Genomic DNA, 17,909 nt, shown 5'->3' on the forward strand with positions numbered 1-17,909 from the left:
CACAAACAAGATACCATTAAAATTAAAAGCTATAAAAGAACAGACCGTTTCAAAGCTAGCTTTGAAACGGTCTGTGAATCTATTAACTTAGTCCAATAATCTGTAACGCTTATTTAGGACTAGTCAACTTTTCATTGATTCGTTCCCAAACCTGCTATCCATCAGAAAGCTTGCCTTGAATGACGATGTTCAGATGTTCAATTTCGCCTTATCATAATAAAAACATGCCGATAAGCTTTTAAGATTCAGTAACTTCAAACTAAACTTTTCACTAATTCAAAAAAAATAGGTTAGTTCTATTGCAAATGTCGGATTAAGGATATTTATTTGTCGAAGAAAGATTGCAGTTCATTGTGTGATTGTAAGGAGAAGATGCTTAGACATCTAAGCAATGAAATATTTAAGGAACAATAACTTAACTGGTTCAAAAAATGACAAGCAGCAAGCCCAAGGTAATTAAAGACTATAACAAACTTGATAAAGATCTGCAACAGCAGATCAAGCTAATTTATGCAGACGGATTCGCCGATAACCTGATCCATTTCTTTGACAAAAACGGACAGAAAATTACTGTTCTTCCGTTTGAAACAGAGGATAAGTATTACATGCTACGCATGACCGAAAACGAAGCCGTTGCACTGGTTGACGAGGACGACGACTACGATGATGAAGGCTTCCTGAAGGATGAAGTAAAACAGGAATACGAAGACAAATACTCGGAACTCGACCATATCGCTGATAAGCTAAATGATGATGAGGATGTTCCGGACGATGATGAAGACGAAGAAGATGATGATGCTGATGAAGACGAAGGAGACGAAGACGATTTTTAACATAAAAAAGGCCGGTTAAAACCGGCCTTTTTCATTTCCCAAAAGCGGAAACTGTTGATCTGGATTATTACAGATTCTATCCTAACAGTTCTTTTACTTTTGCTGAAATATCTTTTCCGTCAGCCTTTCCGGCGAGCTTTTTGGAAGCAATGCCCATCACTTTCCCCATATCTTTCATCGAAGTGGCACCTACTTCTTCTACAATTGCCTTCACCGCTTCAGTCAATTCTTCGTCCGACATTTTGGCGGGCAGATATTGTTCAAAAACGGCTACCTGCAGCATTTCCTGCTCATAGAGATCTTCCCGGCCCTGTTGCTTAAAAATAGCAGCAGCATCGCTTCCCTGTTTGGCCAGTTTTGAAATGATCTGCAAAGCTTCCTCGTCGGTAAGATCTGCACCGGCACCTTTGGCGGTTTTGGCTTCCAGCATTACTTTTTTGATTCCGCGAATGGCTTCAAGCTTTTCCTTCTCGCGTGCTTTCATCGCCTCCTTGATATCGTTGTTGATTTGATCGAATAATGACATAACGTTTGTTTTTATTAATCTACTTTATCGTGTAAATAACTATTACGGTCTGAAATCTGGTTGTTCCGGTTCACCGAATATTTCGATGGTTTCTTCTGAAACTTTGGATCGTTCATCCTGATCTGGCGACGCCGGTAGGCAGGTATTTTGTCGAGGTCATCCATATCTTCCTCGCTTAGCGACGAAAAATCGGAGATATCCAGTGGTTGTTTTTCCTGGGTTGTACGTTTACGGCTCGTATTAGGATACAGGTTCTCAAATTCCATATCCTCAATTTCGCGTTCTTTTTTAATATCGAACTCAAAGGTTTTCTGACCAGCGCCATGGCCTTGAGCGTGTTTTGCATGACTTGATGCATCGCTTTCCGAAGTGGCATCGTCCGATAAATAGACCCGTTCTTTTTGCTGACTGTTTTCATGCGTTCCGGAAAGAATGCCGTTTGGGAATCCGGTGGCAATCACTGTCACCGAAAGTTCCTCATCAAGGCTTTCATCAAAGCCGTTCCCCCAGATCAGGTCGGCATCAAATCCGGCTTTATTTTGAATATAATCGGTTATTTGCCCGATTTCGGACATGGTGACTTCCTTTTCTCCCGAAGTAATATGAACCAGCACATTTCGTGCTCCGCGAATATCGTTATTGTTCAGCAAAGGAGAATTGAGTGCCAGCTCCACTGCTTCTTCTGCACGGTTGGGTCCTAACGAAACTCCTGTTCCCATCACGGCCATACCGCTTTTGCGCATTACGGTTTCGACATCGGCAAAATCGACGTTAATATAACCGGGCACGGTGATGATCTCCGCAATCCCTTTAGCGGCCGTAGACAGAATGTTGTCGGCCCTCAAAAATGCTTCAGAAATTCCAAAATCGCCATACATTTCACGAATCCGCTCGTTATTGATCACCAACAGCGAATCCACGTATTTTTCCAATTCTTTGATGCCCTCGTAAGCCTGTTTTATTCTTCGCCGTCCTTCGTTTCGGAAAGGAATGGTTACAATCGCCACGGTCAGGTATCCTTTTTCGTGACAGGCCTGTGCGATTACCGGCGCTGCACCTGTTCCGGTACCACCGCCCATTCCGGCAGTGATAAATACCATTTTAGTGTCCTTCTCCAGCGCTTTTTTTACGTCTTCAATATTTTCGATGGCAGCCTGCCGTCCTGTTTCGGGTTTATTCCCCGCGCCCCGTCCTTCAGTAAGTGTAGCGCCAAGCTGCACCCTCCGGCGGATCGGACTGTTTTCCATTGCCTGAGCATCGGTGTTGCAAATCATATAACCTACATCACGGATTCCATGCTCGTGCATGTGATTAACGGCATTTCCTCCGCCTCCACCAACTCCTACAATTTTTATTACCGTTCCCGGTTCTTGCTCCAGATTAAAATTTGCCAGTTTCTCCATTTTCCAGTCTTTTAAGGGTTAAGTGGTGTTAATCCAACGATTGGTCATCTTCATCAAAAAACTTGCTCAAACCAAAGTTCTTAAAGAACCAGTTATCCACGTTCGATTCAGTCACCGGCTCATCCCTTTTGCTTTTTTCCTTCTTCTCTCGCTTGGCCTTTTTTTCTTTTTTTCTGTCATACTCCTGCCGGGGAGGCCTGACAATAATAGTTTCTTCAGTATCCGAATTGTCGACGATGTGTTCCTCTTCTTCCTCCTCATCGCGATTCGAGAAATCGAAGCTCACAAATCCTTCAGTTTCATTTTCATCTTCCTCCTCCAGATCAAATTTCTCCGGTTCCTGAACGGGCTGCATTACCCGGTTCGGATTGGTTACAAAACCGGTGGCCAGAATGGTAACGCTGATCCGGTCGCCCAAGCGATCGTCGTATCCGTTACCCCAGATAATATCAGCTTCCTGGCCGGCTTTTTCCTGCAATGCTTCAATAATTTCGCCGATCTCTCCGATCCTGATTTCTTCACTTCCGGAGATGATATTGAGCAGAATATTTTTAGTGCCGAAAATGTCGTTGCTGTCGAGCAGCGGCGATTCCAAAGCAGCCTGCACCGCATCCATAGCGCGTCCTTCGCCGGTTGCAAACCCGGTTCCCATAATGAAAACGTCGCTTTTGTGCATTACAGTATGCACATCGGTATAATCGATGTTCACATTTCCGTGAACCGTGATGATTTCGGCAACTCCTTTTACAGCCGTCGAAATAATATTATCGGCCATTTTGAAGGCTTTGCTCGCCGGCAAATCGCCATAAATATTGTGCAGCCTGTCGTTGCTGATCACCAGCATACTGTCGACATATTGTTTTAGCTTCTTGATGCCTTCCTGTGCCTGATCGTAGCGTTTACGACCTTCGGCCGGCGACGGAATGGTAACCACTGCAATGGTCAGAATATCCAGCTCGCGGGCCAGACTGGCAATTACAGGTGCTGCACCGGTCCCGGTACCGCCGCCCATTCCGGCAGCAATAAAAAGCATCTTTGTATTTTCCTGCAGAACCTTTTTCAGGTCTTCATAATTTTCGCGGGCTGCTTCTTCCCCCATTTCGGGCCTGTTCCCTGCACCTCGTCCTTCGGTTAGCGTAACTCCTAACTGTATTTTTACGGGTACCGGGCTATTTTCCAACGCCTGTGCGTCGGTATTACAAATAATGTAGTCAACCCCTTTAATGCCTTCTTCGTACATGTGATTGACCGCATTGCAGCCAGCACCTCCCGCACCTATCACCTTAATTATGGAAGATGTTGCTTTTGGAAATTGAAAGTTTACGAATTCTTCGGCCATAATATCATTATTTAATTTAATTCTGCGTCTGAACCATCGGTATCAAAAAGGTTGAGCGCGCCCTGCACTACATCCTTAAAAAGCGGTGCAAAACGACGTTCCTTTTTCTTGCTGCTCCTCACCTGTGTCCGTTCCGAAATATTTCCGGATGAACTCAGCACAAGCTTTAAAGCTCCCAGGGCGGTAAAAAGTTCAGGATTTTTAAATTCTTCCTTGCGATTTACGGGATGAATAACCGCGTGAGCATTTCGCGCATCCATGGCAGTTTTGAATTTTACCAACGCCACCATATTGTCGAGTTTTGCCGTACCGCCCGTAATCACAATTCCGGAACCGAGGTTACTTTCCATTCCCGATTTTTCAATCTGAACATTTACACATTCGATGATTTCCTCGAGGCGTGCCTGAATAATGTAGGCCAGGCTTTTAAAGGAAATATCGCGGGGTTCCCAACCGTTTTCGCCGGCGATGGTCACCACTTTCTGCTCGTCGGCGAAATCGCCCATTGCCTGCCCGTATTTTACTTTTAACAGTTCTGCCTTTTTCAGAAAGATCGAGCATCCCTCTTTGATATCGTTCGTGACTACTTGCCCGCCAAAAGGAATTACGGCAGTATGTCTTAAAATACTGTCCTGATAAACGGCGATATTTGTAGTTCCGGCTCCAAAATCCATGACAATTACGCCCATTTCTTTTTCTTCGGAACTTAACACAGCTTCCGAAATGGCCAGCGAAGCATGAACGATTTCGCCCAGCTCCACTCCGGCTTTGTCAAAAACCAGGTTCAGGTTGTTCACGTATTGCGTAGGCATAACCACCAGCTTAAAGTTGGCTTCTATCTTCCGACCCGTGGTGCCCACTGGTTTTTCCACTTCGTGCTCGTCATCGATCATGTACGAAGTAGGAATCACTTTCACGACTTTGTAATCTTGCTGAATCTCCACCCTTTCGGCTTCATCGAGTAAACGCTGCACATCGGAAGCGGTCACAAAACCTTCGCCCGAGGTAAGTGAAGTAGTCCGGTAATCGATGGTTCTCATTTTTGATCCGGCAAAAGCCACATGCACCACTTCCGGCCTCTCTTCCAGCTGATTTTCGAGCAGATTGAGCAAATCGCCAAGAGCATCAGCAGCTTCCTCAATATTCACAATCACCCCCCGTTTTATTCCTTTAGAGGGTATTTGAGCTGTACCTAAAATTTCCATTTTACCCAGCTCCGTAAGTTTACCCGCCAGCGCCACCATTTTTGACGTGCCCAGGTCAACAACCACCGAAAAATTCTGTTTTGAAGCCATAATTACCTTCTTTTAGCAATTACCTGATTAGTATATTTTAAACTTATCGATTCGTATTTGTTCCAGTTTCTGTTGGCCAACACCTGTTTGTAGAAGGCCTTCATGTTCCGGAATTTTTCCTCCAGATGCTCCGGAGTTCCCAGTTCTATTAAATGATCGCCCATCAATGGACTTAAGACCATGTCGCCATCGGGCTCCACATGAACCTGCTCAATCTGTGCATTCCAGAACTCATCGCCGGTGATAAACAACACACACGGCAACAATTGTTCTTTTGCGTAGGTGGTATCGATCCTTCCGGTGGCTACCAGCACCTGAGCAGGGTAAGTGGACGATACCGGGAAACGGTGCCCGTACTTATCGAGATAATACGAGTCGGTACTTGTGATTACCCTCACCACCGGCTCGCGGTGTTTCACCCGCACGGTCAGTATTCCGGAGAACGATGAGCTGTCTTTGGCAACAGTCTTGAAAACTTCGGCTTTAAAAACAGCAGCCTGTTTTTCCACAGCGGCCTCCAGCTTCTCGGCATCGATTTGATCGAATTTCTTCCCAACAATGTCTTTGTCCGCTTTCCTGACCATTCTCCGGATCACTTCTTTATTCAGCGTGATCTTGTCGTCAGCTTCATATTCGATACGGACAGATTTACAGGTAACTCCGGAATATTTCATAGAGGTGAATGCCAGTGTTATGATCATGAATAACACCACCAGCAAAGCACTTCCTATTTTCCAAAGTTTCTTAAACACCTTGTTCCTGTTGTAAAAGTTCAACAATGGGTTTTACCATTCTGTCAATGTCGCCTGCTCCCATAGTCAGGATAATCTCATTCTGATCGTCTTTTAAAAGATCTTCCAGTTCACTTTTATCCACAAGTTGCTTCTCCTCCAACTTCATTTTATCAAAAATAATTTCGGATGAAACGCCTTTGATAGGTTCCTCTCTCGCCGGATACAAAGGCAATAAAACAGCGTGATCGAGCAGATCGAGGCTGGCAGCAAATTCAGCGGCAAAATCGCGGGTACGCGAATACAGGTGCGGCTGAAAAATACCGGTTACTTTTTTGCCCGGATATAGCGCTTTCACCGACGAAATAAAAGCTTTCAACTCTTCGGGATGATGCGCATAATCGTCGATATATATCTTCTTTTCGGAACGGAAACGCACATCGAAACGACGGGCCACTCCCTGGTAATCCTGAATTCCGGCCTTTAATTCGTTGGCGCCCACTCCGGCCAGCCAGGCGAGCGAAGCTGCTCCCACAGCATTTTCCACATTTACCAGTCCGGGATATTCCATTTTACAATTGGCAATAATACCGCCCGGCGTTTTCAAATCAAAACTGTACGTTCCGCTTGCCTCATCCAGCTTTAAATTCAGCGCAGCGAAATCGGTATCGTCTTTTAACGAATAGGTGAATACTTGTGCTTTTGTTTTTGAGGTATCCAGTTCCACGCCTTTTTTGATAACCAGCTTCCCCTCCTCACGGATCTGAGAAATAAATTTCTCGAACGACTCAACAATTTGTGCCTTGTCGCCATAAATATCCAAATGATCGGCATCCACCGAAGTTACCAGCGCCAACAAGGGATGCAAATGCAAAAACGAACGATCGAACTCGTCGGCTTCTGCCACAATCCACGGCGATTCCTCTTTCGGCAAAACCAGGTTACTTCCAAAATTCTTGGAAATGCCCCCGAGAAATGCGCCACATCCTTCGGTGGTTTTGTTCAGAATATTCGCCACCATTGTACTGGTGGTGGTTTTACCGTGGGTCCCTGACACCGCAATGGTGCTCTTTTCGTTGGCGATTAAACCCAGCACTTTGGCCCGTTTAAACAAACCAATGGGCTGACTTTTAAACCAATTCAATTCTTCGTGCTCGTCGGGTAAGGCCGGGGTGTAAATCGCGATGGTTTCTGCCGGGTTCCATTTCGACGGAATTTTACGAATATCGTCTTCAAAGTGCACATCAATTCCCTCTTCCTGCAAGGCATCCGTGAGCGCAGTTTGCGTACGGTCGTAACCTGCTACGTTCTTTCCGGTATATTTAAAATACCGGGCCAAAGCGCTCATCCCAATTCCACCGATACCGAGGAAATACACATTTTTTATCTTTTCGATGCTCTTCATTTTAACAACTTTTCTACTTCATCAACTATTGTTTTCGTGGCTTCCGGCCTGGCCAAACCCTTTATCTTTTCTGACAGCCGGGAACATTTTTCTGCGTTGTTTACCACTTCGAATGCAAGCGGAAACAAGCGGATATCAATTTCATCGTCGCGTAACATTAAAGCGGCTTCTTTTTCAACCAGCGCCAAAGCATTTTTTGTCTGATGGTCTTCTGCCACATTTGGCGAAGGCACCAGCACCGATGCCTTTTCAACCAGGCACAGCTCGGAAATCGTACCCGCGCCGGCTCTCGAAATCACCAGGTCGGCCACGGCATAAGCCAAATCCATTCGCGAAATAAACTTATGCACCTGCAGATTTCCGGGTTTCGAAGTTTTCAGTTCTTCTTCAATACGATCGTAATAAATGGCGCCGGTCTGCCAAACTACTTTAATGTCAGTATCAGCAATCGACTTTATATTTTTAAGTACCGCATTGTTGATCGACCGCGCGCCAAGGCTTCCGCCAACAATGAGTATTACTTTATCGGTTTCATTCAGCCCGAAATAGTTCAGGGCCTCTTGTTTGTCTATTTTCTGAATGAGGTTTTCGCGCACCGGATTTCCGGTAAACACAATCTTCTCTTTTGGGAAAAAACGTTCCATTTTGTCGTAAGCCACACAAATGCTTTTCACCTTTTTGCTTAGCAGCTTGTTGGTGATTCCTGCATATGAATTCTGCTCCTGAATGAGTGTAGGCACCTTAAATTTGGCGGCTGCGCGTAAAAGCGGACCACTTGCATAACCACCCACTCCAATTGCAACTTCGGGTTTAAAGTCTTTCACAATTTTGCGGGCCATCGATGCACTTTGCATCAGCTTTCTGAAGAAAGTGATCATTTTTAAGCTAGGCTTGCGCGGAAATCCCATCACGGGCAGACCAATAATTTTGTAACCGGCAGCAGGAACTTTCTCCATTTCCATGCGCCCCAAAGCCCCTACAAAAAGTATTTCGGCATCCGGATTCCGGCGCCGTATTTCGTTGGCAATGGCCAAAGCCGGGAAAATGTGCCCCCCGGTTCCGCCACCGCTTAATATGACTCTATTTATCTTTTTCTTCATTGGCTTCTATTTCATAATCTTCGTCAGGAGCTTTTACCATCACGGGCTGATCCACTGCCTCGCGGTTCACCTGGTTCTGATAACTCACACTCAAAATACACCCAAAAGAAATGGCAGTAAACAACAAGGCGGTTCCACCGTAACTTACCCACGGCAAGGGCTGCCCGGTAACCGGTAAAGTGCCGCTGGAAACTCCAATATTTATCATGGCCTGGTAAACCAGTATCATTGTTAGCCCCACCACTAAGAATGCGGGGAAAGTCCGGTTGGCCCTTCGCACAATCGTCACTCCCCGAAAAAAGAAGATCAGGTACAAAAAGATCACCCCGATACCGATAAACAAACCGTATTCTTCAACTATAATTGCAAAAATAAAGTCGTTGTAGGCCGCCGCCATAAAGTTACTTACATCAGAATGACCAGGTCCTTTTCCCAGGAAACCTCCGGAATAAATGGCCAGTTTGGCATAGTCGGCCTGGGTAATCCCATGTTCGGAATTCGGATCGCCGTGAACAAAACGATCGATACGCCCTTTTATGGTAGCAATACGTGCAGGCGGCTCGTCCAATACACTTGCGCCAAAATACATCAACGCTACAAAGCCAATTCCGGCTATCACCACCAGAAACATATATTTTAATGGAATGCGACCGATAAACATCATTGTCATAATGGTTGCAAAAAGCAGTGCCGAGGTAGAGAAATCGGATAAGGAGATCAGGAAACACACGATCCCCGCAGGAATGATTATTCCCCGGAACGCCAGGAAAAGGTCCCGGTTTGTTTTTTGCTTTTTCCCCAGCACTTTCGCAGCGTACATGATCAATGAAATTTTGGCGACTTCGGCAGGCTGAAACGACAAGGGCCCCAATGGAAGCGTACGCCCACTTCCTGAAATAAGGTGTGTAAACTTAAGCGCCACCGCCAGCATCAGCAAAGCGATACTCAGGTAGAGCGCCAGATTGGCCGCCATCGAATAAATCTTTACCGGCAGGATGTTCACCATCAGCAACATCACACCAAAACCGGCAACCAGAAATCCCAGGTGCCGAACCAGGTAAATCCAGGTTTTGCCCGAGGCCACACGATATGCCAATGCCCCGGTCGCGCTGTAAACAATCAGCAACGACAGCAACGACAGCAAAATCAGCACAGCCCAGATAACACGGTCGCCTTTAAATATTTTCCAAAAGGAAACGTTCATTACAAATTTCTTACCTGTTTCTTAAACTGATTACCGCGGTCTTCGTAATTTTCAAACAAATCGAAACTTGCACAGGCAGGCGAAAGCAAAACCGTATCTCCGTTTCGTGCCAGGTAGTAGGCAGCGCGCACTGCTTCTTCCATACTCATTGTTTCGACGATGTCCGACACACAATCACCAAAAGCTTCTTTAATTTTTGCATTGTTTTTCCCCAGGCAAACAATGGCTTTTACTTTACTGGTTACCAATCCCTTCAGGATCGAGTAATCGTTGCCTTTGTCAACACCGCCGGCAATCCAAACCACCGGTTTGTGCATGCTTTCCAAAGCATACCACGAAGAGTTGACGTTTGTTGCCTTTGAATCGTTCACAAACTCGATTCCGTGAACTTTCAGGAAATGCTCCAGACGGTGCTCTACCCCTTTAAAGTCGGACAGGCTCTCCCTTAACTGTTCGTCGCGAATTTGAAACACCATGCTCGCAATGCCCGCAGCCATGCTGTTGTAAATGTTGTGTTTCCCCTGTAATGATAAATCCAGAATAGACATACTGAATTGGTTTTGTTTTAAGTTGATAATTATCCGATTCTCTTCCACTCCTGCTCCCGGCACAGCGGCCGCTCCCAACCCAAAAGGAACCTGAACAGAAGCAATTTCTCTTTTTCCTATTTCTTGTTTCACCACTTCATCGTCGTCGCAATAGATGAAGTAGTCGTCGCTTGTTTGATTTTGAAGGATCCTGAATTTTGAATCCACATAATTCTGCATCTGATAGCCGTAACGATCGAGGTGATCGGGTGTAATGTTCAGCAAAACTGCCACGTCGGCACGGAAGTCGTACATACCGTCGAGCTGAAAACTGCTGAGTTCAATTACATACACATCGTGATTTTCTTCGGCTACCTGCCAGGCAAAACTTTTCCCCACATTTCCGGCAAGGCCCACATCTAATCCGGCTTTCTGCAAAATGTGATAAGTAAGCAGCGTAGTGGTGGTTTTTCCGTTGCTACCGGTAATGCAGATCGTTTTTGCATCGGTATACCTACCGCCAAATTCTATTTCAGAAATAACCGGGATACCCTTTTCTCTGAGTTTGACGATCAGTGGTGCAGTCTCCGGAATGCCCGGGCTTTTTACCACTAACTCAGCATTCAGAATTTTATCTTCGGTATGCTGACCGGCTTCAAATTCAATCGCATATTCTGAAAGAACGTTCTGGTATTTCTCCTTGATCTTCCCGAGGTCGGAAACAAAAACGTCAAATCCCTGTTTCCTGGCGAGGATAGCTGCACCAACCCCACTTTCTCCTGCTCCTAATATGGCTACCAGCTTTTTCACTTTATCTCATTTTTAGTGTTGCCACGGTTATTACTGCCAGGATAATTCCGACGATCCAGAAACGTGTTACAATCTTTGGTTCCGGAAATCCCTTTTTCTGAAAATGATGATGAATCGGGCTCATCAGGAATACACGCCGCCCCTCACCATATTTGCGTTTCGTATATTTAAACCAGCTCACCTGAATGACCACCGAAAGGTTTTCGACCAGGAAAATTCCGCAAAGCAGCGGGATCAGAATTTCTTTTCGGATGATGATGGCAAAAACAGCCAGAATTCCTCCAAGCGCCAGACTTCCGGTATCGCCCATAAAAACCTGCGCCGGATAGGAATTGTACCACAGGAAACCTACAGTAGCACCGATAAACGCCGCTATAAAAATCGTCAGTTCACCAATGTTGGGGATGTACATGATGTTGAGGTAGTCGGCATAAATAATGTTACCACTTACATACGCCAGAATACCAAGTGTTGCCCCGCTAATCGCCGAAGTCCCGGTTGCCAGTCCGTCGATACCGTCGGTAAGGTTGGCGGCATTCGAAACAGCTGTGATAATCAGAATAATGGCGATGGCATAAATCACCCATTTTAACCAGCGGGCTGCATCGCCGGCAAAAGCCACCAGCCAGGCGTAATCAAATTCATTCTTTTTGATAAAAGGAAGAGTTGTTTTGGTTGACTTCACTTCCTTGGTTACAAACACCTCCTGAGTTTCACCCGTCACCGGATCAGAGGTTTGCATCGTCAGGTATTTTCCGTTCTCGTCGCGAACATGCTCCCGCACTTTTACATCTTCACTGATGAAAAGTGTGGCCACCACAAAAAGCCCCAAACTCACCTGCCCCAGTATTTTAAACCTTCCGGCCAGCCCTTGCTTGTTCTTTTTGAAAACCTTAATATAATCGTCGAGAAAACCGATCAACCCCAGAAAAGCTGTGGTGATCAGCATCAAAAGAATATACACATTATCGAGGCGGGCAAACAACAAGGTTGGAATAATGATCGCCATCAGAATAATAATACCGCCCATGGTTGGCGTACCCTGTTTTTGCATCTGACCTTCGAGGCCCAGATCGCGCACTTCGTCGCCAATTTGCTTGCGTTGCAAAATGCGGATCATTTTTTTACCAAACACCGTGGTAATAAACAACGACAGAATAATGGCTGCCGCCGACCGGAAAGAGATGCCGGGGATCATCCCTGCTCCCGGAATATCATAATCTTTTAAAATTTCATATAACCAGTACAACATATCTCTGTATTTAATCGTCCAATCCGAAACATTTTTTTACTTCTTCCCTGTCGTCGAAATGATGTTTCACTCCGTTTACTTCCTGGTAATTCTCGTGCCCTTTTCCGGCAATCAGAATAATATCGCCGGGCTGTGCCATCAGCACTGCAGTTTTTATGGCGTCCCTGCGGTTTTCGATCGAAACCACTTTGTTTTTGTACTGCGGATCAACACCCGCTTCCATATCTTTAATGATCGCAGCCGGGTCTTCAGTACGCGGATTATCCGACGTTAAAATCACCTTGTCGCTGGCCACCAAAGCCTCATGCGCCATCTCGGGGCGTTTGGTTTTATCGCGGTCGCCACCGGCACCAACTACCGTAATTACCTGTTCGTTTCTTGTTCTTATTTCAGAAATAGCAGCAAGCACATTTTTCAGTGCATCGGGAGTGTGCGCATAATCTACAATAGCATATTTTCCATCGAGGCTGCGAATGGTTTCGAAGCGCCCCTGCACCGACTGAAGATTGCTAATGTGTGCCAAAACTTCATCCCGGTTCTGCCCCAGCTGAATGGCCGTAGCATAAACTGCCAGCAGATTGGATGCATTGAACAAACCCACAAAACGGGTCCAGATTTCCTGTCCGTCGAGGTTGAGCAACATCCCGTCGAAATGACTTTCCAATACCTTGCAGCGAAAATCGGCCATCGCGCGATTGGAATAAGTCAGTTTCTGCGCCTTTGTATTTTGCAACATCACCAACCCATTTTTGTCGTCGAGGTTGGTTAGCGCAAAAGCTGAAGACGGTAATCCGTCAAAAAAGGCTTTTTTCGCTTTGATGTATTCCGCAAAAGTTTTGTGGTAGTCCAGATGATCGTGAGTGATATTCGTAAAAATTCCTCCCGCAAATTCGATTCCGGCAATACGTTCCTGGTGAATCGCGTGCGAACTCACTTCCATAAAACAATATTCGCAACCTTCAGCGGCCATCTCTGCCATCAGCTGCTGTATTTTCAGCGCATCCGGCGTAGTATGCGAAGCCACTTCCTCGGTTTCGTTAATCTTATAAGTAATCGTAGAAATCAGCCCAACGTTGTAGCCCTGCATACGAAACAAACGATGCAACAATGTTGCAATGCTTGTTTTTCCGTTCGTTCCGGTTACGCCTACCACTTTCATTTTGGCCGACGGATAATTGTAAAATGCCGAAGCCAGTTTTCCGAGTACTGCGTTTGAGTCAGCTACTTTTACAAAGGTCACGTTCTCCGGAAGTTCGCTGGGAAACTCCTCACAAATCACAACCGATGCACCACCGGCAAGCGCTTTGTCAATAAATTTATGTCCATCCACATGAACGCCACGCTGTGCAACAAATGCAATTCCTTCCTGCACTTTTCTTGAATCGAAAGCAATCCCCTTCACCTCACCGGCCGGATTGCCAACGAGTTCCACCACTTCAATCTTTTCGATCAGCTGATTTAATTTCATATTATCCCAGTGCTATGTAAATCGTTTGTCCGGGGTTACATTTTACTCCCGCCCTTAACGATTGTGTTTTTACTTTTCCTACTCCGTTTATTTTAACTTTCAAACCTGCATTTTCAAGTAAAAAAATGGCATCGCTGACACCCATTCCACGAACATCGGGAACCAGCCCCTGCTGAACATCTGCTCCGGTAACCACCAATTGATCTTCTTTTTCGGCCACGTTGGCGAGCTGAGCGTCAGGTTTTCCCTTCACATTCTCCAAATCCAGCTCTTCTGCCACTTCAAAAATGTCCGCTGTTTTGCCTTTTGCGATTTCGCGGTTGCGAACCGTCACCTCTTCTTTTCCGTCATCCAGATTGGCCAGAATCTGGCTCGCATATACTTTTTCTGATATTTCTTTGAATACAGGACCGGCAACTGAACCTCCGTAATAAGCCCCCCGTGGATTATTAAAGGTGACGATCAAAGAATACTCAGGATTATCAGCCGGGAAATATCCGGTAAACGATGCCAGGTACATTCCCGCACTATACCCCGAGCTACTGGTAGCCACACGGGCCGTTCCGGTTTTTCCGGCTACTTTGAAATAATCTCCCTGAATGGTAGTCCCGGTTCCGCGCTCGCAAACACCTTCCAGCATTGCCCTCGCTTTCCCGATGGTTTCGCGAGACGCGATCATCGGATTCAACACCACGGGCTCAAATTTTTTCACTAAAATCCCATTATCACGAATTTCTTTTACCAGACGGGGTTTTACCATTTTGCCGCCATTCGCTACCGCATTGTAAAACGTGAGAATCTGTAGCGGTGTCATTTTGGTTTCGTAACCGTACGACATACCGGCCAGTGTGGTTCCCCACCAGTCGGCATCGCCCGGATATTTGAAATAGGGACGACCTTCCCCTTCAATTTCAATTCCCAGTGGTTTATTCACCCCAAAACTGTACACCCGGTCCACATATTTTTTTGGATTTTTTGCGTAGTGCTCGGTGATAATTTTGGCCGTTCCAATATTCGACGATTTCTCAAAGACCTGCTTTACGGTAATCCTTCCGTAACCGTGGGTGTCTTTTATCACCCTTCCGTTATTGGCCCAAGCTCCGTTTCCGGTATCCACCACATCACTGGTATCCACCACACCATCTTCCAATGCCGCCATTAACGACATCAACTTAAACGAAGAGCCAGGCTCGAAGCAGCCCCGGTGCCCCAGTGCATAATTATCTTTTTCGTAATAATCACCTCCCCCTTTCCCCAGATTGGCAATGGCTTTAATCTCGCCGGATTTTACTTCCAGTAAAATAGCAGTTGCCCAATCCGCGTTTGATTCCTGCAACTGATGATGTAACGCACTTTCTACAATGTCCTGAAGTTTAACATTGAGTGTAGTGATAATATCCATTCCATCCTGCGGCTCGATTTCGGTGCGAATCACCCAGCGACCGGAAAGATTCTGACGGTAACTCACGCCATCCTGCCCTTTTAAGTACGATTCGTAGGCGCGCTCCAAACCGGTGTAGCCGATCGGGCCATTAATTTCTTCATATTCTCCCTTGTTCAGGCTGCCGATGGTACGCAAAGCCAGTCCGCCAAGCGGATTCACACGTTTGTTCTCCTGCTCCACAATCATACCACCGCCATAACGGCCACGACGAAGGATCGGAAATTTCTTTAATTGCTGAAGTTCGAGGTAATCCACTTTTCGCGGCGTAAGCAGAAACCCACGGTTACGGGCTTTGTACGCCCCTTTTATTTTCCGAAGGTATTCGTTTTGAGAAGCATCTTTAAAAAACCGGGACAAGTGCCACGCTAACGAGTCGCATTCATTATTAAATACCTTTCTAACTCCTTCGGAAGCCAAATCGATACGCACAAAATAACCGGGTACCGAAGTAGCCAGTACACTTCCGTCATCTGCACAAATATTTCCACGTGTAGGTTCCACCACCACCGTATTCTTACTGAGATTCTCCTCAATCTGCTGCCAACGGTCGTTTTTGATGCGTTGCACCGAAAACAACTTGGCAATCACGACCAGGGTAAACAGCAGGAGTACAAAATACACCAGCGCAAAACGTGCCAATATGGTTTTCCTTATTCCCATCTGTTAATCTTCCTCAACTACCAGCTTTCTGGGTGGCTTTACCGGCTCTTTCAAACCGATACCTGCCTCATCTACTTTTTTTGCGACCTCAGAAGGACGACTTGCGTCCATCAGTCTTGCAGAAATGGTTGCATGCTCCGAACGAAGCGCTTCCAATTCTTTTTGCATATCTCCAATTTGTCGGATTGTTTTCTCCGACCAGTTTCTATTCATAATCAACGCCAGACCAAACATGGCCAGCAACACCAAAAACGGGAATTGTTTCGAAATCCGCTCATCCGTTAAAATCGTTCCACCAATGAAAGATTTCATCCCGGGCTTCTTCTTCTTTCCTGTGCTTTCTCCTGCCATCTTAAACTCTTTCTGCGATTCTTAATTTTGCACTTCGCGAACGCGGATTTGCGGCCAGTTCCTCTTCGCCGGGCGTAATTACTTTGCGGTTCACCTGCACAAACGGCGACTGAACATTACCATAAAAATCCTTCTCGACTTTTCCCTCGAAATTTCCGGTCTTTATAAAATTCTTACACAAACGATCTTCGAGGCTGTGATAAGTGATAATCACCAAACGCCCTCCCGGGTTGAGCAAATCCAGACTGGCCTCCAGAAACTCTTTCAGCGCTTCCATCTCTTCGTTCACTTCGATGCGTAAAGCCTGAAAAACCTGCGCCAGGTACTTATTCTCAATTGCCCTCGGCGCACAGGCGGCAGCAATCTCTTTTAACCGGGTAGTGGTATCGATCCGCTTCGCAACACGCGCCTTTACAACCTCAGCAGCCAGTCGTCGTGCATTTTTAATTTCACCATACAATGAAAAAATCTGCTGCAACTGCGCTTCCGAATATTCATTTACGATAGTTGCGGCGTCGACCTGCGCATTACGGTTCATTCGCATATCCAGCGCACCGTCGAAGCGAAACGAAAAACCCCTTTCAGCTACGTCAAAATCGTGTGAAGAAACACCAAGATCAGCAAACATGGCATCAACTTTATCCACGTCATAGTGCTGAAGAAAGTTTTTAACATATTTAAAATTATGACGGATAAAAAAAAGCCGGTCATCCTCTATGGCATTCCCGGCAGCATCTTCATCCTGATCGAAGGCAAAAAGCCTTCCGTTGCGAAGCTGGTCGAGAATGAGCCGGGAGTGACCGCCACCTCCAAAAGTGGCATCCACAACATCGCTGCCCGGATCGAGATTCATCGCCTCGATACTCTCCTTCGCCAAAACCGGTATATGATAAACGTCTGTCATCTGCTACTCTACGCCCCCTGTCCATCAATCATTTTCAACATATCCAGGTAATCCTCATCTGAAACAATACTGTCCTGAGCACTAACCGCGACACTCAAACGAATGGAAGTCTGCATACCAAGGAAAGTCACTTTTTCCTTTAGTCCGGCATAGTCGAGAAACTCGTTTGGAATATTAATCCTGCCATTGGCAGCAACACCTACATGCACAAAATTTTGAAAATAAAGTTGAAGCAGCTTGTCATGCATCGGGTTGGTTTCCGGATTCAGTTTTGCCCTAAACTTCTCAACATCTCTCTTCCACGTCTCAACAGTGTGTATATCCAGGCACTTACTCCGGCGGTTTTTTTCCACTACAACAAACTCCAGCTGCATCTCACCCAACGCCTTCTTAAAGGCTGCGGGTAGTACCACCCTGCCTTTGTCGTCGATAGTTGCGTTGTATTGTCCAGCGAAAGTTGCCATAAATGAGGTTCCACTTTTATAAGCGTAAAAATACAATTTTATTCCAAATCCTGCCAAACTATGACATTTCATTCCACCGCGATTATTGATAATTTTGTTGATAACAGCTTACCAAGTTGTTAATAACAGGAAACACACAGTTAAAATCATTTTATTCAACACTGGTTTTGAGCACCTTACTACAAACACAAAA

General features: G+C 45.8%; 16 protein-coding genes. 1 reads left to right on the forward strand and 15 read right to left on the reverse strand.

The genetic code is table 11. The annotated features are described in order from the left end of the window. Nucleotides 1-431: 431 nt before the first annotated feature. Entirely contained in the window at nt 432-833 is a 402-nt protein-coding gene (locus MR764_RS17255) for a hypothetical protein (RefSeq protein ID WP_247980698.1), read from the forward strand. A 76-nt stretch (nt 834-909) separates the two neighbouring features. Here the strand turns inward: MR764_RS17255 and MR764_RS17260 are convergent, their stop codons facing one another. Genes MR764_RS17260 through MR764_RS17330 form a run of 15 tightly spaced genes read right to left on the reverse strand, consistent with a single transcriptional unit; the run spans nt 910 to nt 17,716 of the window. After that, nucleotides 910-1,359 carry a GatB/YqeY domain-containing protein gene (locus tag MR764_RS17260; protein ID WP_247980699.1) on the reverse strand — a complete coding sequence of 150 codons (450 nt, stop codon included), beginning with the start codon at nt 1,357-1,359 and terminating at the stop codon, nt 910-912. Between the two features lie 14 nt (nt 1,360-1,373). Continuing rightward, nucleotides 1,374-2,762, reverse strand: a complete 1,389-nt coding sequence (gene ftsZ, locus MR764_RS17265) for a cell division protein FtsZ (protein WP_247980700.1) — start codon at nt 2,760-2,762, stop codon at nt 1,374-1,376. 28 nt (nt 2,763-2,790) lie between these two features. Beyond that, the gene (ftsZ, locus tag MR764_RS17270; protein WP_247980701.1) at nt 2,791-4,101 is read right to left on the reverse strand and encodes a cell division protein FtsZ; all 1,311 of its coding nucleotides are present in this window, start codon (nt 4,099-4,101) and stop codon (nt 2,791-2,793) included. A gap of 11 nt (nt 4,102-4,112) precedes the next feature. After that, nucleotides 4,113-5,396 (reverse strand): cell division protein FtsA, encoded by a 1,284-nt coding sequence (gene ftsA / locus MR764_RS17275; protein ID WP_247980702.1) that lies wholly within the window; start codon nt 5,394-5,396, stop codon nt 4,113-4,115. A 2-nt stretch (nt 5,397-5,398) separates the two neighbouring features. Continuing rightward, nucleotides 5,399-6,148 carry a hypothetical protein gene (locus MR764_RS17280; RefSeq protein WP_247980703.1) on the reverse strand — a complete coding sequence of 250 codons (750 nt, stop codon included), beginning with the start codon at nt 6,146-6,148 and terminating at the stop codon, nt 5,399-5,401. Further along, on the reverse strand, nt 6,141-7,532 hold the full coding sequence (murC, locus tag MR764_RS17285) for a UDP-N-acetylmuramate--L-alanine ligase (protein WP_247980704.1): 1,392 nt from the start codon (nt 7,530-7,532) through the stop codon (nt 6,141-6,143). The genes MR764_RS17280 and murC overlap by 8 nt, the downstream gene beginning before the upstream one ends. Beyond that, a complete protein-coding gene (gene murG, locus MR764_RS17290) occupies nt 7,529-8,632 on the reverse strand; it encodes an undecaprenyldiphospho-muramoylpentapeptide beta-N-acetylglucosaminyltransferase (protein ID WP_247980705.1) in 1,104 nt (367 codons plus the stop codon). The genes murC and murG overlap by 4 nt, the downstream gene beginning before the upstream one ends. Beyond that, nucleotides 8,613-9,836, reverse strand: a complete 1,224-nt coding sequence (locus MR764_RS17295; RefSeq protein ID WP_247980706.1) for an FtsW/RodA/SpoVE family cell cycle protein — start codon at nt 9,834-9,836, stop codon at nt 8,613-8,615. Before MR764_RS17295 ends, murG begins: the two co-directional genes overlap by 20 nt. After that, nucleotides 9,836-11,173 carry a UDP-N-acetylmuramoyl-L-alanine--D-glutamate ligase gene (gene murD, locus MR764_RS17300; RefSeq protein ID WP_247980707.1) on the reverse strand — a complete coding sequence of 446 codons (1,338 nt, stop codon included), beginning with the start codon at nt 11,171-11,173 and terminating at the stop codon, nt 9,836-9,838. Before murD ends, MR764_RS17295 begins: the two co-directional genes overlap by 1 nt. Nucleotide 11,174: 1 nt before the next feature. Then, complete coding sequence (gene mraY, locus MR764_RS17305) at nt 11,175-12,425, reverse strand: phospho-N-acetylmuramoyl-pentapeptide-transferase (RefSeq protein ID WP_247980708.1); 1,251 nt, start codon at nt 12,423-12,425, stop codon at nt 11,175-11,177. Between the two features lie 10 nt (nt 12,426-12,435). After that, a complete protein-coding gene (locus MR764_RS17310; protein WP_247980709.1) occupies nt 12,436-13,893 on the reverse strand; it encodes a UDP-N-acetylmuramoyl-L-alanyl-D-glutamate--2,6-diaminopimelate ligase in 1,458 nt (485 codons plus the stop codon). 1 nt (nt 13,894) lies between these two features. Continuing rightward, the gene (locus tag MR764_RS17315) at nt 13,895-15,997 is read right to left on the reverse strand and encodes a penicillin-binding protein (RefSeq protein ID WP_247980710.1); all 2,103 of its coding nucleotides are present in this window, start codon (nt 15,995-15,997) and stop codon (nt 13,895-13,897) included. A 3-nt stretch (nt 15,998-16,000) separates the two neighbouring features. After that, entirely contained in the window at nt 16,001-16,348 is a 348-nt protein-coding gene (locus MR764_RS17320; protein WP_247980711.1) for an FtsL-like putative cell division protein, read from the reverse strand. A gap of 1 nt (nt 16,349) precedes the next feature. Then, nucleotides 16,350-17,252: a 16S rRNA (cytosine(1402)-N(4))-methyltransferase RsmH gene (gene rsmH / locus MR764_RS17325; RefSeq protein ID WP_247980712.1), complete on the reverse strand. Its 903-nt coding sequence runs from the start codon at nt 17,250-17,252 to the stop codon at nt 16,350-16,352. 8 nt (nt 17,253-17,260) lie between these two features. Further along, entirely contained in the window at nt 17,261-17,716 is a 456-nt protein-coding gene (locus MR764_RS17330; RefSeq protein ID WP_247980713.1) for a hypothetical protein, read from the reverse strand. Nucleotides 17,717-17,909 lie beyond the last annotated feature (193 nt).

Source organism: Maribellus sp. YY47, assembly GCF_023111095.1.
Lineage (GTDB): Bacteria > Bacteroidota > Bacteroidia > Bacteroidales > Prolixibacteraceae > Draconibacterium.